Source organism: Phycicoccus jejuensis (assembly GCF_000720925.1).
In the GTDB taxonomy this organism is placed as follows: Bacteria; Actinomycetota; Actinomycetes; order Actinomycetales; family Dermatophilaceae; genus Phycicoccus; species Phycicoccus jejuensis.
On record NZ_JOEE01000003.1, the window covers coordinates 432,969 to 459,479 of the forward strand.

27 protein-coding genes are annotated in these 26,511 nt (G+C 74.7%); 19 read left to right on the forward strand and 8 right to left on the reverse strand.

The genetic code is table 11. From position 1 onward, the window contains the following. Positions 1–28: 28 nt before the first annotated feature. From IG69_RS22480 to IG69_RS0108305, 3 genes are all read right to left on the reverse strand, one after another. The gene (locus IG69_RS22480) at positions 29–526 is read right to left on the reverse strand and encodes a GDYXXLXY domain-containing protein (RefSeq protein WP_030527699.1); all 498 of its coding nucleotides are present in this window, start codon (positions 524–526) and stop codon (positions 29–31) included. Continuing rightward, positions 523–1,788, reverse strand: coding sequence for a DUF2157 domain-containing protein (locus IG69_RS0108300; protein WP_030527700.1), 1,266 nt, complete (start codon positions 1,786–1,788; stop codon positions 523–525). The genes IG69_RS22480 and IG69_RS0108300 overlap by 4 nt, the downstream gene beginning before the upstream one ends. Before the next feature lie 477 nt (positions 1,789–2,265). After that, entirely contained in the window at positions 2,266–3,279 is a 1,014-nt protein-coding gene (locus tag IG69_RS0108305; RefSeq protein WP_157577434.1) for an EamA family transporter, read from the reverse strand. A gap of 39 nt (positions 3,280–3,318) precedes the next feature. Here IG69_RS0108305 and IG69_RS0108310 point away from each other — a divergent pair, with 39 nt between their 5' ends. Beyond that, positions 3,319–3,804, forward strand: a complete 486-nt coding sequence (locus IG69_RS0108310) for a MarR family winged helix-turn-helix transcriptional regulator (RefSeq protein WP_030527702.1) — start codon at positions 3,319–3,321, stop codon at positions 3,802–3,804. Between the two features lie 92 nt (positions 3,805–3,896). Then, complete coding sequence (locus IG69_RS0108315; protein ID WP_030527703.1) at positions 3,897–5,693, forward strand: acetyl/propionyl/methylcrotonyl-CoA carboxylase subunit alpha; 1,797 nt, start codon at positions 3,897–3,899, stop codon at positions 5,691–5,693. 115 nt (positions 5,694–5,808) lie between these two features. On the opposite strand, the gene IG69_RS0108320 is transcribed toward IG69_RS0108315, so the two are convergent. The 3 genes from IG69_RS0108320 to IG69_RS0108330 all read right to left on the reverse strand — a co-directional run bounded on the left by IG69_RS0108320 (position 5,809) and on the right by IG69_RS0108330 (position 7,857). After that, positions 5,809–6,030 (reverse strand): hypothetical protein, encoded by a 222-nt coding sequence (locus IG69_RS0108320; protein ID WP_030527704.1) that lies wholly within the window; start codon positions 6,028–6,030, stop codon positions 5,809–5,811. Between the two features lie 10 nt (positions 6,031–6,040). Continuing rightward, positions 6,041–6,352 carry an antitoxin gene (locus tag IG69_RS20950; protein ID WP_051750364.1) on the reverse strand — a complete coding sequence of 104 codons (312 nt, stop codon included), beginning with the start codon at positions 6,350–6,352 and terminating at the stop codon, positions 6,041–6,043. Positions 6,353–6,456: 104 nt separating this feature from the next. Beyond that, positions 6,457–7,857: an NAD(P)H-quinone dehydrogenase gene (locus IG69_RS0108330; RefSeq protein ID WP_030527706.1), complete on the reverse strand. Its 1,401-nt coding sequence runs from the start codon at positions 7,855–7,857 to the stop codon at positions 6,457–6,459. A gap of 149 nt (positions 7,858–8,006) precedes the next feature. On the opposite strand from IG69_RS0108330, the gene IG69_RS0108335 reads away from it, so the two are divergent. Genes IG69_RS0108335 through IG69_RS0108350 form a run of 4 tightly spaced genes read left to right on the forward strand, consistent with a single transcriptional unit; the run spans position 8,007 to position 11,959 of the window. Further along, positions 8,007–9,149: an ABC transporter substrate-binding protein gene (locus IG69_RS0108335; protein WP_030527707.1), complete on the forward strand. Its 1,143-nt coding sequence runs from the start codon at positions 8,007–8,009 to the stop codon at positions 9,147–9,149. Continuing rightward, on the forward strand, positions 9,142–10,035 hold the full coding sequence (locus tag IG69_RS0108340; protein WP_242525758.1) for an ABC transporter permease: 894 nt from the start codon (positions 9,142–9,144) through the stop codon (positions 10,033–10,035). The genes IG69_RS0108335 and IG69_RS0108340 overlap by 8 nt, the downstream gene beginning before the upstream one ends. Next, positions 10,032–10,886, forward strand: coding sequence for an ABC transporter permease (locus tag IG69_RS0108345; protein ID WP_084696668.1), 855 nt, complete (start codon positions 10,032–10,034; stop codon positions 10,884–10,886). The genes IG69_RS0108340 and IG69_RS0108345 overlap by 4 nt, the downstream gene beginning before the upstream one ends. Continuing rightward, a complete protein-coding gene (locus IG69_RS0108350; RefSeq protein ID WP_030527710.1) occupies positions 10,883–11,959 on the forward strand; it encodes an ABC transporter ATP-binding protein in 1,077 nt (358 codons plus the stop codon). The genes IG69_RS0108345 and IG69_RS0108350 overlap by 4 nt, the downstream gene beginning before the upstream one ends. Before the next feature lie 95 nt (positions 11,960–12,054). Here the strand turns inward: IG69_RS0108350 and IG69_RS0108355 are convergent, their stop codons facing one another. Both IG69_RS0108355 and IG69_RS0108360 read right to left on the reverse strand, forming a co-directional pair. After that, positions 12,055–12,543: a DUF2306 domain-containing protein gene (locus IG69_RS0108355; protein ID WP_030527711.1), complete on the reverse strand. Its 489-nt coding sequence runs from the start codon at positions 12,541–12,543 to the stop codon at positions 12,055–12,057. 2 nt (positions 12,544–12,545) lie between these two features. Beyond that, a complete protein-coding gene (locus IG69_RS0108360) occupies positions 12,546–12,959 on the reverse strand; it encodes a MarR family winged helix-turn-helix transcriptional regulator (RefSeq protein WP_030527712.1) in 414 nt (137 codons plus the stop codon). A 146-nt stretch (positions 12,960–13,105) separates the two neighbouring features. Between IG69_RS0108360 and IG69_RS0108365 the strand changes: the two genes are divergently transcribed. The 13 genes from IG69_RS0108365 to IG69_RS0108430 form a co-directional block, all read left to right on the forward strand. Then, positions 13,106–13,945 carry a purine-nucleoside phosphorylase gene (locus IG69_RS0108365; protein WP_030527713.1) on the forward strand — a complete coding sequence of 280 codons (840 nt, stop codon included), beginning with the start codon at positions 13,106–13,108 and terminating at the stop codon, positions 13,943–13,945. Positions 13,946–13,956: 11 nt separating this feature from the next. Continuing rightward, positions 13,957–15,630 carry a phospho-sugar mutase gene (locus IG69_RS0108370; protein ID WP_030527714.1) on the forward strand — a complete coding sequence of 558 codons (1,674 nt, stop codon included), beginning with the start codon at positions 13,957–13,959 and terminating at the stop codon, positions 15,628–15,630. Positions 15,631–15,992: 362 nt separating this feature from the next. Next, on the forward strand, positions 15,993–16,982 hold the full coding sequence (deoC, locus tag IG69_RS0108380; RefSeq protein ID WP_030527725.1) for a deoxyribose-phosphate aldolase: 990 nt from the start codon (positions 15,993–15,995) through the stop codon (positions 16,980–16,982). Positions 16,983–17,016: 34 nt separating this feature from the next. Beyond that, a complete protein-coding gene (locus tag IG69_RS0108385) occupies positions 17,017–18,465 on the forward strand; it encodes an aldehyde dehydrogenase family protein (protein ID WP_030527715.1) in 1,449 nt (482 codons plus the stop codon). Next, positions 18,462–19,370 (forward strand): aldehyde dehydrogenase family protein, encoded by a 909-nt coding sequence (locus tag IG69_RS0108390; protein WP_030527716.1) that lies wholly within the window; start codon positions 18,462–18,464, stop codon positions 19,368–19,370. The genes IG69_RS0108385 and IG69_RS0108390 overlap by 4 nt, the downstream gene beginning before the upstream one ends. A 178-nt stretch (positions 19,371–19,548) precedes the next feature. Next, positions 19,549–20,121: a GNAT family N-acetyltransferase gene (locus IG69_RS0108395; RefSeq protein WP_030527717.1), complete on the forward strand. Its 573-nt coding sequence runs from the start codon at positions 19,549–19,551 to the stop codon at positions 20,119–20,121. Positions 20,122–20,170: 49 nt separating this feature from the next. Next, the gene (locus IG69_RS0108400; RefSeq protein WP_051750365.1) at positions 20,171–20,812 is read left to right on the forward strand and encodes a uridine kinase family protein; all 642 of its coding nucleotides are present in this window, start codon (positions 20,171–20,173) and stop codon (positions 20,810–20,812) included. A 32-nt stretch (positions 20,813–20,844) separates the two neighbouring features. Further along, on the forward strand, positions 20,845–22,059 hold the full coding sequence (locus tag IG69_RS0108405) for a DUF7847 domain-containing protein (RefSeq protein ID WP_157577436.1): 1,215 nt from the start codon (positions 20,845–20,847) through the stop codon (positions 22,057–22,059). Next, a complete protein-coding gene (locus IG69_RS0108410) occupies positions 22,038–22,721 on the forward strand; it encodes a DUF4129 domain-containing protein (protein WP_051750366.1) in 684 nt (227 codons plus the stop codon). The genes IG69_RS0108405 and IG69_RS0108410 overlap by 22 nt, the downstream gene beginning before the upstream one ends. After that, on the forward strand, positions 22,718–23,911 hold the full coding sequence (locus IG69_RS20130) for a DUF4350 domain-containing protein (RefSeq protein ID WP_036829442.1): 1,194 nt from the start codon (positions 22,718–22,720) through the stop codon (positions 23,909–23,911). The genes IG69_RS0108410 and IG69_RS20130 overlap by 4 nt, the downstream gene beginning before the upstream one ends. After that, the gene (locus IG69_RS0108420) at positions 23,908–24,891 is read left to right on the forward strand and encodes an AAA family ATPase (RefSeq protein ID WP_030527721.1); all 984 of its coding nucleotides are present in this window, start codon (positions 23,908–23,910) and stop codon (positions 24,889–24,891) included. Before IG69_RS20130 ends, IG69_RS0108420 begins: the two co-directional genes overlap by 4 nt. After that, complete coding sequence (locus IG69_RS0108425; protein ID WP_030527722.1) at positions 24,891–26,183, forward strand: DUF58 domain-containing protein; 1,293 nt, start codon at positions 24,891–24,893, stop codon at positions 26,181–26,183. Before IG69_RS0108420 ends, IG69_RS0108425 begins: the two co-directional genes overlap by 1 nt. Before the next feature lie 137 nt (positions 26,184–26,320). Then, positions 26,321–26,511: hypothetical protein (locus IG69_RS0108430; RefSeq protein WP_030527723.1), on the forward strand; the 191-nt coding region annotated here is incomplete at its 3' end.

Here is a 26,511-nt window from a genome sequence, read left to right on the forward strand (position 1 = left end):
GTCGTAGGGCGGTGCCGCGGCTCGGGTGTCAGGGATCGATGGAGACGTCGACGAGCGCCGCGTGGCCTCGTGCGTCGACGCGCACCGTCGCGACGGCGCGCCCCGCGCGGACCGCCTCCGCGAGCGCCGCGGCGCGGTCCTGCGGCAGGAACCAGCTCTCGATGCCGCACCGCAGGCGCCATCCTGCGTCGTCGCACCGGAGGAAGGGCCCGTCCTCGGGGGCCGAGCGGCGGACCGGCCCGCCGACCCACACCCGGCCCGAGCGGGTCAGGGGGACGAAGGCCGTGCCCCGGGTCTCGGGCGGCTCGGCGTCGGGCCGGTCGCCGGTCGCGGCACTGTCCGGGAGGTCGGGGTAGGTGAGGTCGACGTAGGCGCCACGGAAGGGGTCGTAGGGGTCGACGGGCGCGACCCGCAGGCGCACCTCGTCACCGGTGAGCCGGGCGGACAGCGGAGCCCAGACCGCGACGCCGGCGAGCAGGAGCTGGGCGAGGGTGGCGGCGACGAGGCGTCCCGTACGGCCGGTCACGAGCGCGCCTCCCGGCCCTCGGCGACGAGGCGTCGGCGCCCCCGGTCGGCGACGATGCCGGTGCCGAGGAGGACGACGCCGACGGCGAGGAAGAGCACGGCCCCGGAGAGCACCGGCGCGAACACCGCGAAGGCCTGGACGGTCGTGAAGAGGACGAGCGCGACGGTGGCCACCCAGGTGAGCCGCTCGGAGTCGCGCATCCCGCCGAGGACGGCGTAGCCGCTCGTCACGGCGAGGTAGACGAGGACCGCGACGACCGCCCGAGCCCAGTCGGACGGTGTCGGGTCCGCCACTCCACCGAGTCCGGCCGACGCCCGCCACAGCCCGAGGACGACGACGCCGACGAGGGTGACCGCCGCGAGCGCGATCTCGGTGCGGCCGAGGCGGTCGGCCCGCAGGGTCGCGGCGAGGGCGACGGCCGCGGCGACGCCGAGCGCGATGACGAAGACGGCGCCGGTCCGCTCACCGCCGTCGTCGACCGGGAGCGCGGCGACGAAGAGGCTGCCCAGGGCGAGCGCGGCTCCGAGCTCGCGCCACGGGACGCCCAGCGCCCGCCAGTCGCGCAGCGGGCCGTCGAGGCGCAGGTGGAGGACCCCGACGGCGACCGCGGCCAGCGCGGCGGCCGCGACGGTGAGGGTCACCCCGAGGACGGTGCGGCCCGCGTCGGCGGCGCTCCACACCGTCCAGATGCTGCCGAGCACGACGCCGAGGACGACCGGCCCGACGCCGACGACGGCGTAGCCGTAGAGCAGCACCCCGGCGGCCCACAGCCCGACGAGGCCCGGCCGGTCGGCGGGGACCTGGAGGCTCTGGGCGGCCTGGAAGACGACCGCCCCGAAGGCGGCCGCGGCGAGCAGCCGGACGGCGCCGACGACCGGGGAGGCGACGTCGCCGAGGTGCTCACGTCGTCGCTGGAGGACCTCCGCTGCGACGACGAGCCCGAGCCACACGAGCGCCACGAGGAGGATGCGGACGAGCGGCGAGACCGCGTCGAGGTTGGCCGCGACGGTCCACACGAGGCCGATGCCGACGAAGGCCGCCCCGAGGGTGAGCACGATCCGCGCGAGGGTGAGGCGGCGGTGGGCGACGTAGCGGGCGCGCAGGCGGTCGGCGGTGGGTGCGTCGACGAGGCCCTCGGACTGCCAGGCGGTGAGCTGGGTGTCGAGCCACGCCAGCTGGCCCGGCGTGGCCGGGTGGCGGAGGGTGTGGGCGCCGTCCGGGTCCGGATGGGTCGCCGCTGCGGTGCTGGGGGGCGAGGTCATCGCGGTGCTCCTCGAGGAGAGCGGGCCCGGGTCCGGGTTCACCGCCAGTGTCCCGCGCCCCTCCCGGCGGGGCCATGGGCACTCGTGCTCAGACGGTGTCTCGTCGGCCACGCCGACCGGACCGGGTGGCCACGGGCCGCGCGGGGGCCGACCGCACCCGGGACCCGATACCCGCCCCACGGGTCCCAGGTGTCACTCGTGCCGCCGGCCGACGGACAACCCCGTGCCCCGATCTCCATGCGCACCGGAAGGGAAACCTTGCGGAGCGGAAGGGAAACCTTGCGGAGCGGAAGGGAAACGTTGCCGGGCGCAAGCATCGGGGCGGCGACGCCGCGAGGTGGTTGCCGGTGGAAGGGAAACCTTCCGCGGCGCATGGAGGCTGGGAGAACACCTGTCCCGGGCCGGTTCTCAGGTCGGCGGGCCCGCGCACCCGGGGGCCATCGCACCTCGAGCCGAGGTGATTCCCCCTGCACGCCCCTACGAGCGGCAGGCCGCGGGCTCGGACGGCTCGCGGACCGCGTCGGCCGCCCCTTCGCGCTCCGGCGTCCGGCCGTCGGAGCGCGAGCCGCGCGGCCCGCCCACCCCGACCCGGTGGCCCCGCACACGCTGCGCCCACCTCGCGGCCGCGGCACGCACCGGCGCCTGGGCCACCAGCACCCCACCGAGGACGACGAGCATCGCCCCGAGCTGCACCCACCCGAAGCCCTCGCCCAGCAGGACCACCCCGAGCACCGTCCCGACGACCGGGTTGAGCAGCCCCACCACCGCGACGGCGCCGGCGTCCATCCGGGTCAGCCCGCGGAACCACACGACGTACCCGACCACCGACCCGACGAGCCCGAGCCACAGCAGCGCCAGCACCGCCGCCCCGTCCAGCGCCGGCGGCGCCCCCTCGACCACCAGCGCCACCGGCACGAGCACCAGCCCACCGGCCACCAGCTGCCACGCCGTCGTCGCGAGCACCGCGTCGCGCGGCGTCCAGCGCCGCACGAGCACGAACCCCACCGACGCCGACACGACGGCCCCGACCGACGCCGCCACCCCGACCGGGTCGACGGACCCCGACGCCCCGCCCCCCGCGGAGACCAGCACGACCACTCCCCCGATGCCGGCCACGGCCGCGAGCACCGCGACCCACGGCTGGCGCTCCCCGAGCAGCAGCCACGCCACACCCATGACCACCAACGGGGAGAGCGCGGTCAGCGTCGACGCCAACCCGCTCGGCAGCCGGTAGGCCGCGACGTACACGAGCCCGAAGAAGACCGCGTGGTTGAGCGTCCCCAGCACCGCCGCACGACCCCACCACGCACCGCGCGGCCGCCGCCGCACCCAGAGCAGCAGCAGCACCCCCGCCGGGAGGATGCGCATGACCGCGGCGAAGAGCGGGCGACCCGGCGGCAGCCAGAGCTGCGTCACCGCGTACGTCGACCCCCACACCACCGGAGCGACCGCCGTCACGAGCACCGTCCGCATCCCCGCTGTACCTTCCATGGAAGAGACATTACCTTCCACGGAAGATATTGTCGAGGGATGGACCACGTCGCCACCGTCCACGCGCAATGGCGCACCGAGCGCCCCGACCTCGACACCACCCCGCTCCTCGTCATCGGACGCATCCACCGCATCGCGGCCGCCCTGACCCCCGAACTGACCGCCGTCTACGCCGAGTTCGGCCTCGGCGAGGGCGAGTTCGACGTCCTCGCCACGCTCCGCCGCCAGGGCGAGCCCTTCACCCTCTCCCCCGGCGAGCTCGCCGAGCGGACGATGGTCACCTCCGGCGCCGTGAGCAAGCGCCTCGACCGGCTGCAGGCACGCGGCCTCGTCGAGCGACGGGCCGACGCCACCGACGGCCGCGCCCGCACCGTCGTCCTCACACCGGCGGGCCGCACCCTCATCGACGACGCGATGGCCGCCCACGTGGCCAACGAGGCCCGGCTGCTCGAGGCCCTCGGCGCCCGCGACCGCGACACCCTCGCCCGCCTGCTGGCGCGCCTCGCGGAGTCGCTCGGCGCCTGAGCGGAGCCCGCGCCGAGCACCCCGACCACGTGTGAGGGAGACCTCGCCGCGCCCCCGGGTGGGCGGCGCACGGGACCGATAGAGTCCGAGACATGCCGATCAGCAAGGTCCTCATCGCGAACCGGGGCGAGATCGCGGTGCGCATCGCCCGTGCCTGCAAGGACTCCGGGGTCGCGTCCGTCGCGGTCTACGCCGAGCCCGACCGGGACGCCCTCCACGTCAAGGTCGCCGACGAGGCCCACGCCCTCGGCGGCTCCACCCCCGGCGACTCCTACCTCCTGCAGGACAAGCTCATCGAGGTCGCGCAGCAGGCCGGCGCCGACGCCGTCCACCCCGGCTACGGCTTCCTCGCCGAGAACGCCGACTTCGCGCAGAAGGTCATCGACGCCGGCCTGACCTGGATCGGCCCCGGCCCCGAGGCCATCGACTCGCTCGGCGACAAGGTCAAGGCGCGGCACATCGCCCTCGCCGCCGATGCCCCGCTCGTCCCCGGCACCAAGGACCCGGTCGAGGGCCCCGACGAGGTCGTCGCCTTCGCGCAGGAGCACGGCCTCCCCGTCGCCATCAAGGCGGCGTACGGCGGTGGCGGCCGCGGCCTCAAGGTCGCCCGCACCATCGAGGAGATCCCCGAGCTGTTCGACTCCGCGGTGCGCGAGGCGGTCACCGCCTTCGGCCGCGGCGAGTGCTTCGTCGAGCGCTTCCTCGACCACCCGCGCCACGTCGAGACCCAGTGCCTCGCCGACCAGCACGGCAACGTCGTCATCGTCTCGACGCGTGACTGCTCCCTCCAGCGCCGCAACCAGAAGCTCGTCGAGGAGGCACCGGCCCCGTTCCTCACCGAGGAGCAGCACACCGAGCTCCTCCGCGCGAGCAAGGAGATCCTCCGCAGGGCCGGCTACGTCGGCGCCGGCACCTGCGAGTTCCTCGTCGGGCCGCAGGGCGACATCAGCTTCCTCGAGGTCAACACCCGCCTCCAGGTCGAGCACCCCGTGTCCGAGGAGGTCACCGGCATCGACCTCGTCCGTGAGCAGCTGCGCATCGCGAACGGCGAGTCCCTCGACTACCCCGACCCCGAGCCGCACGCGCACTCCATCGAGTTCCGCATCAACGGCGAGGACGCCGGCCGGAACTTCCTCCCCGCCCCCGGCACCGTGTCGCGGATGGTCGTGCCGCAGGGGCCGGGCGTGCGCTGGGACGCCGGCATCGTCGAGGGCGACACCGTCGCCGGCGCGTTCGACTCGATGATCGCCAAGCTCGTCGTCACCGGCCGCACCCGGCAGCAGGCGCTCGAGCGCTCCCGCCGCGCGCTCGCCGAGCTCGTCGTCGAGGGGATGCCGACCGTCGTCCCCTTCCACCGCAAGGTCGTCGCCGACCCGGCCTTCGCCCCGGCCGACCCCGACGAGAAGTTCACCGTCCACACGCGCTGGATCGAGACCGAGTTCGACAACGACATCGAGCCGTACTCGGGCCCGGTCGGTGACGCCCCCGAGGCGCAGGAGCGCCAGACGGTCGTCGTCGAGGTCGGCGGCAAGCGGCTCGAGGTCTCGGTCACCGGAGGCCTGTCCTTCGGCGGCGGCGGCGGCGCCGCGCACGGCGCGAAGAAGAAGGCCCCCCGGCGCTCCGGCGGCGGGTCCGGCGGCGCCGCGGCGTCCGGCGACTCCCTCACCGCCCCGATGCAGGGCACCATCGTCAAGGTCTCCGTCGAGGAGGGCGCGACCGTCGCCGCCGGCGACCAGGTCGTCGTCCTCGAGGCGATGAAGATGGAGCAGCCGATCACCGCGCACAAGGCCGGTGTCGTCACCGGCCTCAAGGCCGAGGTCGGTGGGACGGTCACCAACGGCGCGGTCATCTGCGACATCAAGGACGCCGAGGCGCCCGCCGACGCCTGACCGCCTCCCAGCGGGACGACTCCAACCGGTCGACCCCGTCGAGTGAACAGAACACGCCGTCCGAGCCAGCGCTCGGACGGCGTGTTCTGTTCACTCGACGGGTGTGGTGGAGCTGCTACCCCAGGTCACGGCGGGGCTGGGGGTCGTCACCGGTCCCCGGCGAGGGGTTGGGCGCGACCGGCGCCGGGTCCGCGGGGTCGTGAGGGTGCCACGGCTCGACGGGGTCGGGGTCGAGGGTGTCCGGCGCGTCGGGGTCGACCGGGTCCGGGGCCTCGGGTGCCGCGGGCAGGTCCTCGTCGGGCAGGTCGGGGACGTCGGGGCCGGGCTCGGCGCTCATCCCGCCCGCCTCAGTGGGTCGGACCGGACGACGGCGGGGGCGGCGGGGGCACCTGACCGCCACCGGAGGGCGGCGGGGGCGGGGGCACCTGGCCCCCACCGGAGGTCGGCCCACCGGACCCGCCGTGCGGCGGCAGCCCGAGCCCCTTGCGCAGCGCGTCGCTGCCCTTGTCGACCTTCGCCGAGTGCGTCGGCCCGGCCTTGGACCGCACGAACCCCTCGACCTTGCCGATGGCCTCGTCGGCCTTCTGCGGGTTGTTGCGGGCGTAGTCCTTGACCTTCGTGACGGCGGCGATGAGCGCCGCGGCGCGACCCTTGGCCATGTCGTCCTCCTCGGGGATGGGGTGTCTGAAGGGACAACCCATCCTGCCCGAGCAAGGTTCCCGGCGGGCCGGGCGCGACGCAGCAGCGACGGCGTCGCCGCAGGTCAGGCGATGGGGTGCAGCCGGCGCGCGGCTTCGGCGAGCGAGCCGGACAGCGACGGGTACACCGTGAAGGTCGACGCGACCTGGTCGACGTTGAGGCGGTGCTGCACGGCGAGGGTCACCGGGAAGATCAGCTCGGAGGCGCGCGGCGCGACGACGACGCCGCCGACGACCGCCCCCGAGCCCTTCTGCGCGAACAGCTTGACGAAGCCGTCGGTGATGCCGAGCATCTTCGCGCGCGGGTTGCGCGACAGCGGCAGCATGAGGACCTCGGCGTCGACACGCTCCTCGTCGACATCCTTCTGCGAGATGCCGACCGTGGCGATCTCGGGGTCGGTGAAGATGTTCGCCGACACCACACCGAGGTTGAGCGGTGCGACGGCGTCCCCGAGGGCGTGCGCGATCGCGATGCGCCCCTGCATCGCCGCGACGGACGCCAGCGGCAGCACGCCGGTGCAGTCCCCGGCTGCGTAGACGCCGCGGACGGACGTGCGCGAGACGCGGTCGACGACGACGTGGCCCGAGGGCGCGAGCTCGACCCCGACCTCCTCGAGGCCGATGCCCCGCGTCGACGGCACCGACCCGACCGCCAGCAGCGCGTGAGTCCCGGTGACCTCCCGGCCGTCCTCGAGGCGCACCAGCACGCCGTCGTCGGTGCGCTCGACGGCGGCCATCCGCGAGCGACCGAGCACCTCCATCCCGCGCTTGCGGAACACCTTCTCGATGACCGAGGCGGCGTCGGGGTCCTCGCCCGGCAGGACCCGGTCGCGGGAGGAGACGAGGACGACCTCGGACCCGAGGCCGAGGTAGGCCTGCGCGAGCTCGGCGCCGGTGACGCCGGACCCGACGACGACGAGCCGCCGCGGCAGCTCGGGCAGGTCGTAGATCTGCTGCCAGGTGAGGATGCGCTCGCCGTCGGGCACGGCGGTGTCCATCACGCGGGGCGAGGCGCCGGTGGCGACGAGGACGACGTCGGCGTCGAGCTGCTCGTCGTCGACGCGGACGGTGCTCGACGAGACGAGCGAGCCGGTGCCCTCGACGACGCGGACGCCGACCTCGCGCAGGCGCGCGCGGATGTCGTCGCTCTGCGCGCGGGCCAGGCGCAGGACCCGGCGGTTGACCTCGGGCAGGTCGGCGATCGCGTCGGAGACCTCGTCGCCCTCCTGGTCCTCGAGGTGGACGCCGAGGTCGGCCGCGGTCTCGAAGTCGCTCATGTAGTCGGCGGTCGAGATGAGGGCCTTGGACGGCACGCAGTCGGTGAGCACCGCGGCGCCCCCGATGCCGGTGCGCTCGACGACGGTGACGTCGGCGCCGACGTGGGCGGCGACGAGGGCGGCCTCGTAGCCACCCGGTCCCCCGCCGAGGATGACGACTCTGCTCGACCGCGCGTTCACGGCCACCATCCAACCACTCCGGGGCAGGTCACGATCCGGGCACCCGGATGACGAAGTGGCAAAGGTCCCTTTCCGAACCACTACCTCTGCCCCTAGGGTGCGAGCGGGACCCCCGCCGGTCCCCGGCCCCCGCCGTCCCCCGTTGTTGGAGGTCTCCCATGTCCCGTCCCCTCGGCCGCCGCGCGGGTGCTCTCGCCGCCGCCGGACTCACCGCCCTCGCCCTGGCCGCCTGCTCCCCGCCCTCGGAGGGCGGCTCGGGCGACAGCGCGTCCTCGGGCGGCTCCTCCGCCGCCACGGCCACCTCGGCCGCCGACCTCGGGGGGATGGACGCCCTCGTCGCCGCCGCCAAGAAGGAGGGCGCGCTCAACGTCATCGCGCTGCCGCCGGACTGGGCGAACTACGGCGAGGTCATCAAGGCGTTCCAGGCGAAGTACCCGGACATCAAGATCACGAGCGACCAACCCGACGCGAGCAGCGCCGACGAGATCGCGACGGCGAAGCGCCTCAAGGGCCAGTCCGGCGCCCCCGACGTCTTCGACCTCGGCGCGGCCGTCGCCCTCGCGAACACCGACATGTACGCCAAGTACAAGGTCTCGACGTTCGACGACATCCCGGCCGACTTCAAGGACGCCGACGGCACGTGGGTCAACGACTACGGCGGGTACATGAGCATCGGCTACGACTCGGCCAAGGTCCCCGCCCCGACGAGCGTCCAGGACCTCCTCGGTGCGGACTTCAAGGGCAAGGTCGCGCTCAACGGCAACCCGACCGAGGCCGGCGCCGCGTTCGCGGGCGTCCAGATGGTCTCGATCGCCGAGGGCGGCAGCGCCGGTGACCTCACCAAGGGCGTCGACTTCTTCAAGCAGCTCAAGGCCGCCGGCAACTTCCTGCCGGTCGACCCCACGCCCGCCACCGTCGAGTCCGGCCAGACGCCGGTCGTCATCGACTGGGACTACCTCAACGCCTCGCTGAGCGCCAAGGTCCCGACGTGGAAGGTGTTCGTGCCCAAGGAGGCCGTCGTCGCCGGCTACTACTACCAGGCGATCAACGTCGACGCGCCGCACCCGGCCGCCGCGCGCCTGTGGCAGGAGTTCCTCTACAGCGACGAGGGCCAGAACCTCTGGCTCAAGGGCGGCGCCCGACCGGTCCGCTTCGACGCGATGAAGACCGCCGGCACGCTCGACGCCGACGCGGCCGCCCTGCTGCCCGCCGTCGAGGGCACCCCGGTCGTCCCGACCCAGGCCGACTCCGACAGCGGCAAGAAGTACCTCGCCGACAACTGGGCCAACGCGGTTGGCTGACACGGCGATCGCCCGCCCCGCGGGGGCGCTGCGACGGCTGCGGCCGTCCGGCGCCCTCGCGGGGGTCGTGCCGTTCTTCGCCTACACGACCGTCTTCCTGCTGATCCCGACGCTCGTCGTCGTCATCGGCGCCTTCCTCGACGCCGACAACCGGCCGACGCTCGGCAACGTCTCGGCGCTCACGCAGCCGGCGGTCGTCCGGGGGCTCGTGCAGTCGGTCGTCCTCTCGGCCGTCACCGCGCTCGGGGGCGCGGTCATCGGGGGTGTTCTCGCGTACGCCGTGAGCACCGCGCGGCCGGGGTCGGTCACGCAGCGCTTCTTCACCTCGCTGTGCGGCGTGCTCGCCCAGTTCGGCGGTGTCGCACTGGCGTTCGCCTTCATCGCGTCGTTCAGCGCGCAGGGCCTGCTCAGCGTCCTGCTCTCGAAGGTCGGGATGTCGACCGGCGGCGGCCTGTGGCTCTACGAGTGGGACCGCGGGCTGATGCTCGTCTACCTCTACTTCCAGATCCCGCTCATGCTCATCGTCTTCCTGCCCGCGGTCGAGGGGCTGCGGCCGCAGTGGCGCGAGGCGACCGAGACCCTCGGCGGCACCACGTGGACGTACTGGCGCCGCGTCGCCGGGCCGATCCTCCTGCCGTCGTTCGTCGGCGCCACGCTGCTGCTGTTCACGAACGCGTTCTCGGCGTACTCGACGGCGAAGGCGCTCGTCCCGCAGGCGAACCCGCTGCTCCCGCTGCAGATCGGCAGCTCGCTGTCGTCCGAGGTCATCCTCGGCCAGGAGAACATCGGCAAGGCGATGGCCCTCGAGATGGTCGTCGTCGTCGCCGTCGTCATGGCCCTGTACGCGTGGCTCGACAAGCGCGCCGGCCGCTGGATGACGCGATGAGCGGGCGGTCGACGTTCCGTCGCCGCCAGCGGGTCTTCCGCTGGGTGACCCTCACCTTGCTGCTCGCGTTCTTCGGCCTGCCGCTGCTCGGCATGCTCGAGTTCACGCTCCAGGGCCCCGGCGGGAACGGCCGGACGCTCGACACCTGGCGCACCCTGGCCGACGTCTCGCAGATCTCGCTCGAGTACCCGGCGCTCAAGGAGGGCTTCCTCGCGTCCGTCGGGCTGGCGGTCGTCACGCCGCTCATCATGCTCGTGCTCCTCGTCCCGACGATGACGTGGGTGCGGCTGCGCCTGCCCGGCCTGTCGCGCACCGTCGAGTTCGTCTGTCTCCTGCCGCTCACGGTGCCCGCCATCGTCCTCGTCGTCGGCCTCACCCCGGTGTACGCGTGGGTGTACTACCTCGTCGGCTCCTCGACGATGTGGCTCGCGCTCGCCTACGTCGTGCTCGTCCTCCCCTACGCGTACCGCTCGCTCGACGCGGGGCTGCGCGCCATCGACGTCCGCACGCTGTCGGAGGCCGCGCGCTCGCTCGGGGCGTCGTGGTTCACCGTCATGTGGCGGGTCGTCCTGCCGAACCTGCGCACCGCCGTGCTGTCGGCCTCGTTCCTCTCGGTCGCGCTCGTCCTCGGCGAGTTCACCATCGCCAGCCTGTTCAGCAAGAAGAACCTCCAGGTCGCGATGTACGAGCTCGGCAAGTCCGACGCGAAGATCTCCGTCGCCGTCGGTCTCGCCGCCCTCGTCTTCGGCTTCGTCGTGCTCTTCGCCATGTCCTTCGTCGGCACCCGCCCGGCCGGCGCCGGGCGCATCGCCCGCCTGCGTCGTCCCCGTCCCGCCAAGGAGACCCCGTGACCGCCGCCCCCGACACCGCGACGACCCGCGGCACCGCCGTCCAGCTGACCGACCTGCGCCGCGTCTACGGCGGGGTCTCGGCCCTCGACGGGCTGACCCTCCACCTCGAGCCCGGCGAGCTGGTGTGCCTGCTCGGCCCGTCCGGCTGCGGCAAGACGACGGCGCTGCGCTGCCTCGCGGGCCTCGAGGACCCCGACAGCGGCACCATCGAGGTCGGCGGCCGCGACGTCACGCGCATCCCGACGAACAAGCGCGACATGGGGATGGTCTTCCAGGCCTACAGCCTCTTCCCGCACATGACGGCGCGGCAGAACGTCGAGTTCGGCCTCGAGCTGCGCGGCCGGGACAAGGCCTCGCGGCGGGCCCGCGCGGGCGAGATGCTCGACCTCGTCGGGCTCCAGCAGCACGCCGACAAGTACGCCCACCAGATGTCCGGCGGGCAGCAGCAGCGTGTCGCGCTGGCCCGGGCGCTGGCCATCGAGCCGCAGGTGCTGCTGCTCGACGAGCCGCTGTCGGCCCTCGACGCCAAGGTGCGCACGCAGCTGCGCGACGAGATCCGGCGCATCCAGCTCGAGGTCGGCACGACGACGCTCTTCGTCACGCACGACCAGGAGGAGGCGCTCGCCGTCGCCGACCGGGTCGGCGTCATGTCCACCGGCCGGCTCGAGCAGCTCGCGCCGCCGGCGGAGCTCTACTCCGCCCCGCGCACGCCGTTCGTCGCCGACTTCGTCGGGCTGACCAACCGGCTGCGGGCGCGCGTCGAGGGCGGTCGGGCGCACGTGCTCGGCGGCAGCATCCCGGTCCTGCCGGGCTCGGCCGAGGGCGACGCCGTCGTGCTCGTGCGCCCCGAGGGCGTCACGGTCTCCCCCGGGGGCGACGGTTCCGGCGAGGGCGGGGCGAGTGTCGTCAGCGCCAGCTTCCTCGGCGGCCACGGGCGGGTCATCGTCCGCACGCCGGCCGGCGAGCTCGTGACGGTCCAGGTGCCCAACACCGACGTCACGCGCTACCGGCCGGGCGACCACGTCGTCCTCGCCCCGCGCGGTGACGCCGCGCTGGCCGTCGCCGCCGACTGACGCCCCCAGCCCCGTGCGAGCGCGGGCTACACCGCAGTAACTGCCGCCCCAGCGACCATTACTGCGGTGTAGCCCGAGCCGCCGGTGGCCACGGATCAGCCGGGGACGACGACCGCGGAGCTGCGACGGGCGAGGCGGTCCCCGGCGGCGACGACCGCCACGACCGTGACCGCGAGGACGACGAGCGCGGCGGCCGCGCCGAGCGGCTCGTCGACGGCGAACGTCGGGATCATCCGGGTCGGCAGCGCGAGCGCGAAGACCATCGCGATCGCCGAGCCGAGCCAGCTGCCGACCATGTTCGCCCGATGCGCCCGCAGGTCGCCGCGGCGGATGCCGACGACGCCGAGCGACACGGTCACGAGCGTCACGAGGCTGAGGACGTGCAGCCAGCTGAACGCGCCGTCGCGCAGGTGACGGATCCAGAACGAGGACACCGCCGTCCAGAGCATGAGGACGACCCAGACCCGCCCGAGGTGACGGTGGCGGGCGTCGCCCTTGCGGCGGGCGAGCTGCACGACACCGAGCGACACCGAGAGGAGCGCGGCGGCGACGTGGGAGGTGATGAGGAGGGTCCAGGCGTGCACGGTCAGTCCTTCCGGAGGGCGGTGACGAGGGTGGTGACGGTGTGCAGGAGGTCGACCGGGTCGGCGCCCACCGCGCGGACGGCGTCGTCGAAGCGGTCACCGAGCACCTCGGTGGCGGCCGCGAGGCGGGTGACGCCCTCGGCGGTCACCGCCAGCTCGCGCCGGTTGCCGTGGCCGCGACCGACGTCGAGCAGGCCGTCCGCCGCGAGGCCGGCGACCATCCGGCTCGTCGCGGCCTCGCTCGCGCCGAGTCCGTCGGCGAGCTCGCGCTGGGTGGGCCGGTCGAGCCGAGAGGCGTGGAGCAGGACGAGGTAGCGCCGGTAGGTCAGGCCGCTGCCCGAGCGCGCGAGGAGGGTCTCGGCGCGGCGGTCCATCAGGGCGACGAGGACGTGGAGCTCGTGGGCGAGGGAGGCCATGCAGGCAGACTTGCACATGCAACTTGCATCCGCAAGTCCTAACGCGCCCGGTGCGCGCTACACCGCAGTACGTGCTGCCCCAGCGACCGTTACTGCGGTGTAGCCCGGCACTGGGGCGGTCCGCGCGGCGTCGCTAGGCTGCCGCCGTGACCGACACCGCCGCCGCCCACGACCTGTCCGACCCCTCGACCGACCCGTTCGCGGTCGCCGAGGCCGCCGCCGCGGTCATCCGCGAGCGCACGGGGGTCGAGCGCCACGACGTCGCCCTCGTCCTCGGCAGCGGCTGGGGCCAGGCGGGCGACCTCGTCGGCGAGACCGTGACGACGATCGAGAACACCGACGTCCCCGGGTTCGGCAAGGCCGCGGTCGCCGGGCACAGCGGCTCGATGCGCTCGGTGGCCATCGGCGACACCGGCCGGCGCGCGCTCGTCTACGGCACCCGCACCCACTTCTACGAGGGCCGCGGCGTGCGTGCCGTCGTCCACGGCGTGCGCACCGCGGCGGCCGCCGGCTGCACGACGATCGTCATCACGAACGGCTGCGGCGGCCTGCGCCCCGAGTGGGCGCCCGGCACCCCCGTACTCATCAGCGACCACATCAACCTCACCGCGCACTCCCCCATCGAGGGCGCGAACTTCGTCGACCTCACCGACCTCTACAGCCCCCGGCTGCGTGCGGTCGCGCAGGAGGTGGACCCGACCCTCGACGAGGGCGTCTACGTCCAGTTCCGCGGCCCGCACTACGAGACCCCGGCCGAGGTGCGGATGGCCAAGCTCCTCGGCGGTGACCTCGTCGGGATGTCCACCTCGCTCGAGGCGATCGCCGCCCGGCAGAGCGGCCTCGAGGTGCTCGGCGTCTCGCTCGTGACGAACGCGGCGGCCGGCATCTCGCCGAACCCGCTGAGCCACGAGGAGGTCCTCGAGGCCGGCCAGGCCGCGGCCGAGCGCTGCGGACGACTCCTCGCCGACGTCGTCGGCCGCATCTGAGGACCGCCCCCGTGAGCGCCCCCACCGACCTCGACGCCCTGATCGCCGCCGCCCGCGCCTGGGCGGCCGACGACCCCGACCCCGCGACGCGCGCCGAGCTCGAGGGCCTGGCCGACCGCGCCGGCACCGACGACGCCGCCCGCGAGGAGCTCGCCGACGCGATGTCGGGGATGCTCGAGTTCGGCACCGCCGGCCTGCGCGGCAAGCTCGGCGGCGGCCCGAACCGGATGAACCGCGCCGTCGTCATCCGGGCCGCGGCCGGGCTCACCGCGTACCTGCGCACCGTCACCGACGAGCCGTTCGTCGTCGTCGGCTACGACGCGCGCACCAACTCCGACGTCTTCGCCCACGACACCTGCGCCGTCGTCACCGGGATGGGCGGCCGGGCCGTCGTCCTCCCCCGGCCGCTGCCGACCCCGGTGCTGGCGTACGCGATCCGCCACCTCGGCGCCGACGCCGGCGTGATGGTCACCGCCTCGCACAACCCGCCGCAGGACAACGGCTACAAGGTCTACGTCGGCGACGGCTCGCAGATCGTCCCGCCGGTCGACGGGCTCATCGCCGCCGAGATCGACCGCATCGCGTCGGTCGCGTCCGTGCCGCGGGCCGACGACGGCTGGGACACGCTCGGCGACGACGTGCTCGAGGCCTACCTCGACGACGTCGTCACGGTTGTCTCGCCCGAGGCCCCGCGCGAGCTGACCGTCGTCCACACCGCGCTGCACGGCGTCGGCTCCGAGACCGTGCGCCGAGCCTTCCTCGCCGCGGGCTTCGCCGAGCCGCTGCCCGTCCCCTCGCAGGCCGAGCCGGACCCGATGTTCCCGACGGTCTCCTTCCCCAACCCGGAGGAGCCGGGGGCGATGGACGCCGCCCTCGAGCTCGCCGAGCAGACCGGCCCCGACCTCGTCGTGGCCAACGACCCCGACGCGGACCGCTGCGCCGTCGCGGTGCCCGGCCCGGGTGGCTGGCGGATGCTGCGCGGCGACGAGGTCGGCGCGCTGCTCGGCTCGTACGTGCTCGAGCGGGGCGTCGCCCAGGACTCCCCCGACGCCGTGTTCGCCAACTCGATCGTCTCCTCGCGCCTGCTCGCGGCGATGTGCCGGGCCGCCGGCGTGCGCCACGAGGAGACCCTGACCGGCTTCAAGTGGATCGGTCGCGTGCCCGGGCTGCGCTACGGCTACGAGGAGGCGCTCGGCTACTGCGTCGACCCCGGCCACGTCCGCGACAAGGACGGCGTCTCGGCCGCGTTGCTCGTCGCCGAGCTCGCGGCGACGCTCAAGCAGCAGGGCCGCACCCTCGTCGACCGCCTCGACGACCTCGCGCGCGCCCATGGCGTGCACGCCACCGACTCGTTCTCCGTGCGCGTCGAGGACCTCTCGCTCATCGGCCGGATCATGGAGCGGCTGCGCGCCCAGCCGCCGACGACGGTGGCCGGTGTCGACGTCGCCCGCGCCGACGACCTCGCGCGCGGGGACGGCGGCCTCCCGCCGACCGAGGGCCTGCGCTACCACCTGGCGGACGACTCGCGCATCATCGTGCGGCCCTCCGGCACCGAGCCGAAGCTCAAGGTGTACCTCGAGGTCGTCGAGCCGGTCACCGGCGACGACCTGCGCGGCGCCCGCCAGCGCGCGGCCGACCGGCTCGCGGCCGTCCGCGCCGACCTCGAGGCCGCGACCGCCCTCTGACCCCGGCGGCCGCAGCACCCTGATGGCTGCAGCACCCCGCGCTCCATCGGCGGCCGTCCGTGGCGCACCCGACGGTGGGGCCCGTGGCGCGGGAACGGGGGTGATCACCCCCGTTCCCGCGCCACCGGCCGCACCTCGAGCCGGTGCCGGCGACGCCTCGGCCATCCGCCGGACGCGTCGAGGAGGATGCCCCGGCCGGCCCGGCTGGGTGCATCGAGGGGGCGCAGGCGCCGGCCCCTCGGCATCGTCCGAGGTCAGCGCCCGCGGGTGGCGAGATGTGCCATCCCGGCGGGCCCCGGGTCGTGCGGTGGTGCCCCCGTCCGACGGTGACCCGGCCCCACCGACCCCCGTACACTCCCGGGGTGAGCACGAGCACCGAGGTCGACCCGACGACGCGAGCCCGCGACATCCTCGGGGTCTCCCGCCTGACCAACTCCGCCCTGACCGGCTGGCTGCACGGCCTGCCGGGCGTCGACCAGGTCGGCTGCGAGGCCCGCGCGGCGGCGCTGTCGACCCGCTCGGTCAAGACCTCGAGCAAGGCGTGGGCCATCGACACCGCCATCTCGATGATCGACCTGACGACGCTCGAGGGCGCCGACACCCCGGGCAAGGTCCGCGGGCTCGCGACGCGCGCGCTCGTCCCGGACCCCAGCGACCCCAGCACGCCGAGCCCGGCCGCGGTCTGCGTCTACGGTGACATGGTCCCCTTCGCCCGGGAGGTCATCGGCGAGCGCGACGTGCGCATCGCCGCCGTGGCCACCGCGTTCCCGAGCGGCCGCGCGAGCCGCGCCGTCAAGCTCGCCGACACCCGCGACGCCGTGCAGAACGGCGCCGACGAGATCGACATGGTCATCGACCGCGGGGCCTTCCTCGCCGGCGACTACCTGTCGGTCTTCCGCGAGATCGCCGAGACCAAGGAGGCCTGCGGCGACGCGCGCCTCAAGGTCATCATGGAGACCGGCGAGCTCGTCACCTACGACAACGTCCGCCGCGCCTCGTGGCTCTCGATGCTCGCCGGCGGCGACTTCATCAAGACCTCGACCGGCAAGATCTCGCCGGCCGCGACGCTGCCGGTCACGCTCGTCATGCTCGAGGCCGTCCGTGACTGGCGCGACGCCACCGGTGAGCAGGTCGGCGTCAAGCCGGCCGGCGGCATCCGCACGAGCAAGGACGCCATCAAGTTCCTCGTCACCGTCAACGAGGTCGCCGGCGAGGACTGGCTGAGCAACGAGTGGTTCCGCTTCGGCGCCTCGAGCCTGCTCAACGACCTCCTCCTCCAGCGCCAGAAGATGACGACGGGCGCCTACTCCGGCGCCGACTACGTCGCCGACGACGCCCCCAGCGGCTACTGACCCGCCACCCCGACCGACCCAAGGACAGCAGCGAATGCCCACCTTCGAGTACGCGCCGGCCCCGGAGTCCCGGGCCGTCGTCGACATCGCCAGCAGCCACGGTCTGTTCATCGGCGGCGAGTTCGTCGAGGCCACCGGCGGCAAGCCGTTCAAGACGCTCAACCCCGCCACCGAGGAGGTCCTCTCGGAGGTCTCCGAGGCGACCGCGGACGACGTCGACGCCGCCGTCCGCGCGGCCCGCAGCGCCTACACCCGTGTCTGGTCGCGGATGAGCGGCGCCGACCGCGGCAAGTACCTCTACCGGATCGCCCGGATCATCCAGGAGCGCGCCCGCGAGCTCGCCGTCCTCGAGACGCTCGACAACGGCAAGCCCATCAAGGAGAGCCGCGACGTCGACATCCCCCTCGTCGCCGCGCACTTCTTCTACCACGCGGGCTGGGCCGACAAGCTGTCGTACGCCGCGCTCGGCGAGAACCCCCGGCCGGTCGGCGTCGTCGGCCAGGTCATCCCGTGGAACTTCCCGCTGCTCATGCTCGCGTGGAAGGTCGCGCCGGCGCTCGCGTGCGGCAACACGGTCGTGCTCAAGCCGGCCGAGACCACCCCGCTCACCGCGCTGCTCTTCGCCGAGATCTGCCAGCAGGCCGAGCTGCCCGCCGGTGTCGTCAACATCGTCACGGGCGCGGGCGCCACCGGGCAGGCCATCGTCGACCACCCGGGCATCGACAAGCTCGCGTTCACCGGCTCGACGGGCGTGGGCAAGATGATCGCCCGCTCCATCTCCGGCACCCGCAAGAAGGCGACCCTCGAGCTCGGCGGCAAGGGCGCGAACATCATCTTCGACGACGCCCCGGTCGACCAGGCGGTCGAGGGCATCGTCAACGGCATCTTCTTCAACCAGGGCCACGTCTGCTGCGCGGGTAGCCGGATCCTGGTGCAGGAGAACGTCGCCGACGAGGTCGTGCGTCGCCTCAAGCGCCGCCTCACGACGCTGCGCATCGGCGACCCGATGGACAAGAACACCGACGTGGGCGCCATCAACAGCCGCGCGCAGCTGCAGCGCATCGAGGAGCTGACGGCCGCCGGGTCGCAGGAGGGCGCCGAGCGCTGGGACTCCGGCTGCGAGCTGCCGAGCACCGGCTACTGGTTCCGCCCGACCGTGTTCACCGACGTGTCGCAGTCGCACCGGGTCGCCCAGGAGGAGATCTTCGGGCCGGTCGTCTCGGTGCTGACCTTCCGCACCCCCGGCGAGGCGGTCGCCAAGGCGAACAACACGCCGTACGGCCTCTCGGCCGGCATCTGGACCGAGAAGGGCAGCCGCATCCTCTGGATGGCCGACCAGCTGCGCGCCGGCGTGGTCTGGGCCAACACGTTCAACAAGTTCGACCCGACCTCGCCCTTCGGCGGCTACAAGGAGTCGGGCTACGGCCGCGAGGGCGGCCGCCACGGCCTCGAGGCCTACGTCAAGACCGGGAGTGACCAGTGAGCGCGCGCGTGGACGTCCGCAAGACGTACAAGCTCTACATCGGCGGGAAGTTCCCCCGCTCCGAGAGCGGCCGCTCCTACGAGGTGCTCGCCGCGCCGACCGGCCGGCGCGCCACCCCGCGCTTCCTCGCCAACGCGGCGATGGGCTCGCGCAAGGACGCCCGCGACGCCGTCGTCGCCGCTCGCAAGGCGCAGCCCGGATGGGCCGGCGCCACCGCGTACAACCGCGGCCAGGTGCTCTACCGCGTCGCCGAGGTGATGGAGGGCCGCCGCGCGCAGCTCGTCCAGGACGTCCGCGACTCCGAGGGCCTGACGCCCGCGCGCGCCGAGGCCGTCGTCTCCGCCGCGATCGACCGGTGGGTCTGGTACGCCGGCTGGGCCGACAAGTACGCGCAGGTCCTCGGCGGGCTCAACCCGGTCGCCGGGCCGTACTTCGACATCTCCGCGCCGGAACCCACCGGGGTCGTCGCGGTGCTCGCGCCCCAGGCGTCGTCGCTGCTCGGCCTCGTGTCGGTCGTGGCGCCGGTCGTCGTGTCCGGCAACACCTGCGTCGTCCTCGCCTCCGAGGACCGGCCGCTGCCGGCCATCGACCTCGCCGAGTGCCTCGCGACGTCCGACGTGCCGGGCGGTGTCGTCAACGTCGTCACCGGGCGGACCGCCGAGGTCGCGCCGTGGCTCGCCTCGCACCGCGACGTCAACGCCATCGACCTCACCGGCGCGGCGGACGCGGCCGGCGTGGAGTGGGGCGACCTCGAGCTGGCCGCCGCCGAGAACCTCAAGCGGGTGTTGCGCCCCGGCGGCTCCGGCCCCGAGGCGGTCGAGCCCGACTTCGACGCGGTGCCCGACCTCTCGCGCCTCACGGCGTTCCTCGAGACCAAGACGGTCTGGCACCCGAAGGGCCGCTGACCCTCGTCTCCTCCCCCGCCCCACCTTTTCGGGGTCACCCCGAAATGTCCACGAGACCCCGGATCCGTTCCGGGGTCTCGTGGACGTTCCGGGGTCTCGGAGCGTCAGATGCGTCCCTCGCTGCTCCGCGCCGGAAACCCGGTCGCCCCGACGCGTCGACCGCTCCTAGCCTGCCGGGATGCCGACACCGCTGCCGACCCCGACCCTGGAGACCGCCAGGCTGCGGCTGCGTCCCTTCCGCCCGGAGGATGCCGACGCGCTCTTCACCCTGATGAGCGACCACGTCGTGCTGCGGTACTGGGACGCCCCGCCGTGGCGGGACCGCGAGCGGGCGCCAGCGTTCGTCCGGGCGTGCGAGCGGGTCGCGGAGAACGGCTCCGGCGCACGGCTCGTCGTCGAGCGTCGCTCCGACGGCTCCTTCGTCGGCTGGTGCGCCCTGGCGCAGTACGACGCGGGGTACCGCAGCGCCGTCATCACCTACGTCCTGCGGCAGGACGCCTGGGGGCAGGGCCTGGCCACCGAGGCCGGGAGCGCGCTGCTCGACTGGGCCTTCGCGACCCTCGACCTCAACCGCGTCCAGGGCGAGGCCGACACGCGCAACCCGGCCTCCCGGCGCGTCCTCGAGAGGCTCGGCTTCGTCCACGAGGGCACGCTGCGCGAGGACTGCGTCGTCGACGGCGAGGTGTCTGACACGTGGGTCCTCGGCCTCCTGCGCCGCGACCGACGGCCGGCTCCGCCCACCGGCGCCTGAAGGGCGGGCGGTCCGGGCGACCCCGCCGCGCGCCGTAGGATGGTGGCCCGTGGGTGAGCAGGACACGGACGCGCAGGACACGACGACCGACCCTCCCTGCGACCGGCGCCGCGTCGTCGTCCTCGCCGGCCCCAGCGGAGCCGGCAAGTCCCGTCTCGCCGAGCGGCTCCACGCCCGCCGCGGCTGGCCGGTCTTCCGCCTCGACGACTTCTACCGCGACGGCGACGATCCCGCCGCGCCGCGCCATCCCACCCTCGGCATCGTCGACTGGGACCACCCCGACAGCTGGGACGCCGACCGCGCCGTCGCCGCCCTGCGCGAGCTCGTCGACACCGGGCGCACACTGCTGCCGGTCTACGACATCTCGACGAGCCGGGCCACCGGGTCGCACGAGGTGACCGCCGGCCCGACCGACCTCGTCCTCGCCGAGGGCATCTTCGCCGCCGAGGTCGTCGCACGCCTCGAGGACGAGGGGATGCTCCACAGCGCCTGGTGCGTCCACCACCGACCGTCGGTCACGTTCGTCCGCCGCCTGCTGCGCGACCTCGGCGAGCGCCGCAAGCCGCCCACCGTCCTCGTGCGCCGCGGCTGGCGGCTGATGCGGGAGGAGCCGGGGATCGTCCAGCGGCAGACCGCACTCGGGGCCGTGGGCTCTCGCGCAGCCGCCGTGGAGCGCACGCTCCTCGGCTAGGGTGGCGCCGTGAGCGTCGAGGGGGTCCGAGGATGACCGACCAGCCCTGGGTGGCGCCCGGGTCCGGGCCCGAACGACCCGACCCGACGGCCCCGCCGGCCCCGGGCGGATGGACGCCGCCGGCCGTCCCCCCGCCTCCCGGCGCGGCCCATCCCCCGCCTCCCGGCGCGGCCTACCCGCCGCCGCCCGTGGGGTCCGCTCCCCCGCCGGGATGGCAGCCGCCGGCCTACCGCACGGTCGACGTGCGGCCGGGCATCGTGCCGCTGCGCCCGCTCGGCCTCGGCGACGTCTACGGCGGCGTGCTCAAGGCCGTGCGCGGCAACCCCGCCGCCACGATCGGCCTCGCCGCCCTCACCTGCTTCGCGCTGCTCCTGCCGACGACCGCTCTCGGCGCGTTCCTCGCCGGCCAGGCGTCCAGCGACCCCTTCGGCTCCTTCGCGGCCACCGACACGGTCCCGGACAACGCCGGGATCTCGCTCGTCGGCCAGTACCTGCCGACCATCGGCCAGCTGCTCTCCGCGGTCCTGCTCGCCGGGTTCCTCGCCCAGGTCGTCGGCCAGGCCGTCCTCGGCCGCAAGGTCGGGATGGGCGAGATCTGGCGCTCTACGCGCGGGCGCGTCCTGCCGCTGGTCGGGGTCGTCCTCCTCACGGGCATCCTGCTCCTCGTCGTCCTCGTCGTCGGCGTCGCGGGGGCCGTGGCGCTCGTCGTCGCGCTCGACCCGAGCGGCACCGGGGGCATCCTCGCGGCGATCGGCATCGTCCTGCTCGTCGGGCTCCTGACCGTCGCCCTGCTCGCGCTGCTCGCGACCCGATGGGCCTACGCCGCACCGGCGGTCGTCCTCGAGCGGATCGGGGTCATGGCCTCGCTCCGGCGCTCGTGGGGACTCGTCGGCGGTCCGTCGAAGGGCCCGTTCTGGCGCGTCTTCGGCATCCGCCTGCTCACCGCCGTCATCACCGGCGTCGCCTCCACCGTCATCACCTTCCCCATCTCCCTCCTCCTGCTCGGCGTCGTCGCGGCGACGACCATCGGCTCGGGCTCCTCCGACGGCGGCACGCTGCTCGTGGCGCAGACCCTCGTGAGCGGGCTGACGGCCCTGCTGACCGGGGCGCTGACGACGCCGTTCAGCGCCGGGGTCGACGCGCTGCTGTACGTCGACGGGCGGATGCGCCGGGAGGGGCTCGACATCCAGCTCATCCAGAGCGCCCAGGGTGCCGCCGCCCCGCCGTGGCCCGCCACCTCGCCGTGACCCCGGCCGACGCCCCGCTCGACCCGAGCAACGAGCAGGCGCGCCGCTGGCTCGAGGAGGAGCTGACCGCCTCCCGGTACCACGCGCAGCCGAGCATCCTCGAGCGCCTCAACGAGCTCCTCGACCGGCTGCTCAACGCCCGCCCCGAGGGCGGCCTGCCGGGCGTCGCCGTGCCCATCGCCGTCGGGCTCGTCGTCGCGGTGCTGGCCCTCGTCCTCTGGCGGGTGCTGCGGCGCGACGTCGGGCGCAGCGCCGGCGGCGGGTCCTCGCGCGCCCTCGACGTCCCCGACGTCCCGGCGGCGACGCTGCGGGCGTCCGCCCGGGCGGCCCTCGAGCGCGGCGACCTCGACGCAGCGGTCCTCGACGGCGTGCGGGCGATCGCGCGAGCCGGGGTCGAGCGGGTGCTGCTCGACGACGCGCCCGGCCGGACGGCGCACGAGGTCGCGCAGCTGCTCGGCGTGCCCTTTCCCGGCGAGCACACGGCCCTCGCCGACGCCGCCGACGCCTTCGACGCCGTCCGGTACGGCGACCGCCGCGCGACCGCCGAGCAGGCCCGCGGCGTGCTCGACCTCGACGCGCGCCTGGCCGCCGCCCGCCCGGAGCGTCCGACGGTCCCGACCGACCCGCCCGCAGCGGCTCCCGCCCCGGAGCCGGTGCGATGAGCGTCGCCCCGGCCGGCGTCGACGCCGGCCGCGTCGTCCGCCGCACCCGCGACGTCGTCCTCTGGGTGCTCGCGGTCGTCGTCGGCGGCGCTCTCCTGGCCGTCGCGGCAGGCGGCCCCCCGCCCGAGGACCGCCTGCACCCCGACGGCACCGGGCAGGGCGGGACCCGGGCGCTCGTCGAGGTGCTGCGCGACCAGGGCATCGACGTCGAGGTCGTCACCTCGTCGCAGGAGGCCGTCGAGGCCACCGACGACGGCAGCACCGTCGTGGTCGGCAACTCCGACCTCCTGACCGACACCGCGGCCCGCCGGCTGCTCGAGGGCACCCGGGCCGCCGACCGCGTCGTCCTCCTCGACACCGCACCGGGCGTCCTCGACGCGCTCGGGCTCGGGGTCACGGCGCGCCCGGCCGACGGCCCGGCGACCGACCCGCAGTGCACGCTCCCGTGGGTCGGGCGCGAGGACCGCGTGAGCCGGACCTCGTGGGCGCTCGTCCCGGTCGACGGCCGCGAGCTGCCCCCCGGTGTCGTCGGCTGCTGGCCCACGCCGGACGACGGCGGCGACGGCCCCACGGCGTACGCGGCGGTCGACGTCCCCGCCACCGACACGCACGCGCCGGTCACCGTCGTCGGCTTCCCCGACGCCGCCACGAACCGCTTCGTCACCGAGGACGACGACGCCGGGCTGATGCTCCGGCTGCTCGGCGCGTCCCCGCGCCTCGTCTGGTACCACCCGGGCGCCGAGGACGCGACGGCCAACCCGTCGACCGACGACTCGTCGGTGTGGCCGGAGTGGGTCGGCCCGGGCCTGCTCCTCGCCGGCCTGGCGTTCGTCGCCTTCGCCGTGGCCCGTGGACGCCGGCTCGGCCGCCTCGTGCCCGAGCCGCTGCCCGTCGTCGTGCGCGCCGCCGAGACGACCGAGAGCCGCGCCGAGCTCTACCGCGCCTCGGGCGACCGGGTGCGCGCCGCCCGGGTGCTCCGTCAGGCCACGGGTGCCCGGCTCGCCGTCCGCCTCGGGCTGCCCGCCCGCACACCGGCGGACGAGCTCGTCCCCGCCGTCGCAGCGGCCGCCGGGGTGCCCGCCACCGAGGTCGACGCGCTCCTGCGCTCCCCCGCCCCGCTCGACGAGGCCGGCCTCGTCGCCCTCGCCCAGCAGCTCGCCCATCTCGAGGAGAAGGTCCGCACGTCATGACAGACACCCCCAGCACGCCCGCCCCGCAGGCCGCCGACGCGCGCGCGGCCCTCGTCCGGGTCCGCGAGGAGGTCGCCAAGGCCGTCGTCGGGCAGGACGCCGCCGTCGCCGGGATGCTCGTCGCGCTGCTCTGCCGCGGGCACATCCTCCTCGAGGGCGTCCCCGGCGTCGCGAAGACGCTGCTCGTGCGCAGCCTCGCCGCGTCGCTCGACGTCGGGACCAAGCGCGTCCAGTTCACGCCGGACCTCATGCCGGGCGACCTCACCGGCTCGCTCGTCTACGACAGCCGCGCGAGCGACTTCGAGTTCCGTCCCGGCCCGGTCTTCACGAACCTCATGCTCGCCGACGAGATCAACCGGACGCCGCCCAAGACGCAGTCGGCCCTGCTCGAGGCGATGGAGGAGCGGCAGGTCACGGTCGACGGCACGCCGCACCCGCTGCCCTCCCCCTTCCTCGTCGCCGCCACCCAGAACCCCGTCGAGTACGAGGGCACCTACCCGCTGCCCGAGGCCCAGCTCGACCGCTTCCTCCTCAAGGTCGTCCTCCCCGTGCCGGAGCGCGACGACGAGGTGTCGGTGCTGCGCCGGCACGCGTCGGGCTTCGACCCGCGCGACCTCGCCGGCGCCGGCCTTCGCCCGGTCGCCACGGCCGCCGACGTCGAGGCCGGGGCGGCCGCCGTCCGCGAGGTCGAGGTGTCGGACGAGGTGCTCGGCTACGTCGTCGACATCGCGCGGGCCACCCGCACCTCCCCCTCGCTGGCGCTGGGTGTCTCGCCGCGTGGCGCGACGGCCCTGCTCGCGACGAGCCGGGCCTGGGCGTGGCTGAGCGGTCGTGGCTACGTCACCCCCGATGACGTCAAGGCCCTCGCGGTCGCGACGCTCGCGCACCGCCTCATGCTGCGCCCCGAGGCCGAGCTCGAGGGCACGTCGGTGACGTCGGTCCTGCACGGCGTCCTCGCGTCGGTGCCCGTGCCGCGCTGATGGCCCTGACGACGCGCGCCGCCGCGCTGCTCCTCCTCGGCCTCGTCCCCGTCGGGCTGCGGCCCGAGGGGTCGACGGTCGCGCTGTGGACGCTCGTGTGGCTCGTGCTCGTCGGCCTCGACCTCGCCCTCGCGGCCACCCCGAGCGCCCTGCGACTGACCCGCGAGGACCCCGCCCTCCAGGTCCGGCTCGGCGAGTCGACGACCACCGGGGTGCTCGTCGAGAACACCGGACGACGGCGGGCGCGCGGGTTGCTCCGTGACGGGTGGCCGCCCTCGGCCGGCTCGTCCCCGTCCCGTCATCCGCTGGATGTCCCGACCGGCGAGGTGCGGCGCGTCTCGACGCGGCTGACCCCGACACGGCGCGGTGACCGGCGGGCCGACTGCGTGACGGTGCGGCTCCTCGGGCCGCTGGGGCTCGCCGGGCGGCAGCGGTCGGTCGAGGCCCGGGCCCGGCTGCGCGCGCTGCACGCGTTCCCGTCCCGCAAGCACCTGCCGAGCCGGCTCGCGGTGCTGCGCGAGCTCGACGGGCGGGCGGCTGTGCGCACCCGGGGGCAGGGCACCGAGTTCGACAGCCTGCGCGAGTACGTCGACGGCGACGACGTCCGCTCCATCGACTGGCGGGCCACCGCGCGCCGCCAGCACCTCGTCGTGCGGACCTGGCAGCCGGAGCAGCATCGCCGCATCGTCATCGTCGTCGACACCGGCCGCACGAGCGCCGGGCGGGTCGGCGAGGCACCGCGCCTCGACGCCGCGATGGATGCCGCCCTGCTGCTCACCGCGCTCGCGGGGCACGCGCGCGACCGGGTGCAGGTCGTCGCCGGCGACCGTCGCATCCGGACCCGGGTCAGCGGCGCGGACCGTGCCGGCCTGCTGCACGACGTCATCTCCGCGATGACCCCCATCGACCCCGAGGTCGTCGAGACCGACTGGGGCGTCCTCGCGGCCGAGGTCACGCGCTCGACGCACCGGTCGCTCGTCGTCCTCCTGACGCCGCTCGAGCCGGCGGCGATCGAGGAGGGGCTCATCCCCGTGCTGCCGGCGCTCGTCGCGCACCACCGGGTCGTCGTCGCGTCCGTGGCGGACCCCGCCCTCGACGCGATGCGCGTTGCGCGCGACGGGTCCGAGGAGGTGTGGGGCGCGGTCGCCGCCGAGCGCACGGTGTCGTTGCGGCGGCAGGCCTCGGATGCCCTCGGCCGGCTCGGGGTCGACGTCCTCGACGCGACGCCGGACGACCTACCGGTGCGCCTCGCCGACCACTACCTCGCGCTCAAGCGCGAGGGTCTGCTCTGAGGAGCCGGTCCGCTCACCCGTCCGTGTCCACGCTTGTCGGAGAGCGGTTTTCCACAGCGGGGTAGGACGGCAGCCGTCGTCCACAGGTGCCCGTCCCGACCTGATGCCCTGTCGGTGGGCGGTGCCAGGATGGTCACATGTCAACGGGGACAGCCGAACTCGAGGAGCGCCGCTCCCGGCTTGAGGCTGCCCGGGACGCCCTGACCGGGCTCGACGAGGTCCTGACCGGAGCGTGCGGGGACGGGTTGGGTGAGCTGATGGAGCTGCTCGACGAGGTCGCCGCGCGGGCCTCTGCTGCCCGGGTCGTGGTCGTGCTGGAGGCCGTGCG

Excerpts from the sequence above, each read along its gene's own strand:
- IG69_RS0108385 (WP_030527715.1), top strand. The coding sequence starts at position 17,017 with ATGCCCACCTTCGAGTACGCGCCGGCCCCGGAGTCCCGGGCCGTCGTC.
- IG69_RS0108305 (WP_157577434.1), bottom strand. The coding sequence starts at position 3,279 with ATGGAAGGTACAGCGGGGATGCGGACGGTGCTCGTGACGGCGGTCGCT.
- IG69_RS0108330 (WP_030527706.1), bottom strand. The coding sequence starts at position 7,857 with ATGGTGGCCGTGAACGCGCGGTCGAGCAGAGTCGTCATCCTCGGCGGG.
- IG69_RS0108300 (WP_030527700.1), bottom strand. The coding sequence starts at position 1,788 with ATGACCTCGCCCCCCAGCACCGCAGCGGCGACCCATCCGGACCCGGAC.
- IG69_RS0108315 (WP_030527703.1), top strand. The coding sequence starts at position 3,897 with ATGCCGATCAGCAAGGTCCTCATCGCGAACCGGGGCGAGATCGCGGTG.
- IG69_RS0108360 (WP_030527712.1), bottom strand. The coding sequence starts at position 12,959 with ATGGCCTCCCTCGCCCACGAGCTCCACGTCCTCGTCGCCCTGATGGAC.
- IG69_RS20950 (WP_051750364.1), bottom strand. The coding sequence starts at position 6,352 with ATGGCCAAGGGTCGCGCCGCGGCGCTCATCGCCGCCGTCACGAAGGTC.
- IG69_RS0108405 (WP_157577436.1), top strand. The coding sequence starts at position 20,845 with ATGACCGACCAGCCCTGGGTGGCGCCCGGGTCCGGGCCCGAACGACCC.
- IG69_RS0108310 (WP_030527702.1), top strand. The coding sequence starts at position 3,319 with ATGGACCACGTCGCCACCGTCCACGCGCAATGGCGCACCGAGCGCCCC.
- IG69_RS20130 (WP_036829442.1), top strand. The coding sequence starts at position 22,718 with ATGAGCGTCGCCCCGGCCGGCGTCGACGCCGGCCGCGTCGTCCGCCGC.
- IG69_RS0108420 (WP_030527721.1), top strand. The coding sequence starts at position 23,908 with ATGACAGACACCCCCAGCACGCCCGCCCCGCAGGCCGCCGACGCGCGC.
- IG69_RS0108320 (WP_030527704.1), bottom strand. The coding sequence starts at position 6,030 with ATGAGCGCCGAGCCCGGCCCCGACGTCCCCGACCTGCCCGACGAGGAC.
- IG69_RS0108425 (WP_030527722.1), top strand. The coding sequence starts at position 24,891 with ATGGCCCTGACGACGCGCGCCGCCGCGCTGCTCCTCCTCGGCCTCGTC.
- IG69_RS0108345 (WP_084696668.1), top strand. The coding sequence starts at position 10,032 with ATGAGCGGGCGGTCGACGTTCCGTCGCCGCCAGCGGGTCTTCCGCTGG.
- IG69_RS0108395 (WP_030527717.1), top strand. The coding sequence starts at position 19,549 with ATGCCGACACCGCTGCCGACCCCGACCCTGGAGACCGCCAGGCTGCGG.
- IG69_RS0108335 (WP_030527707.1), top strand. The coding sequence starts at position 8,007 with ATGTCCCGTCCCCTCGGCCGCCGCGCGGGTGCTCTCGCCGCCGCCGGA.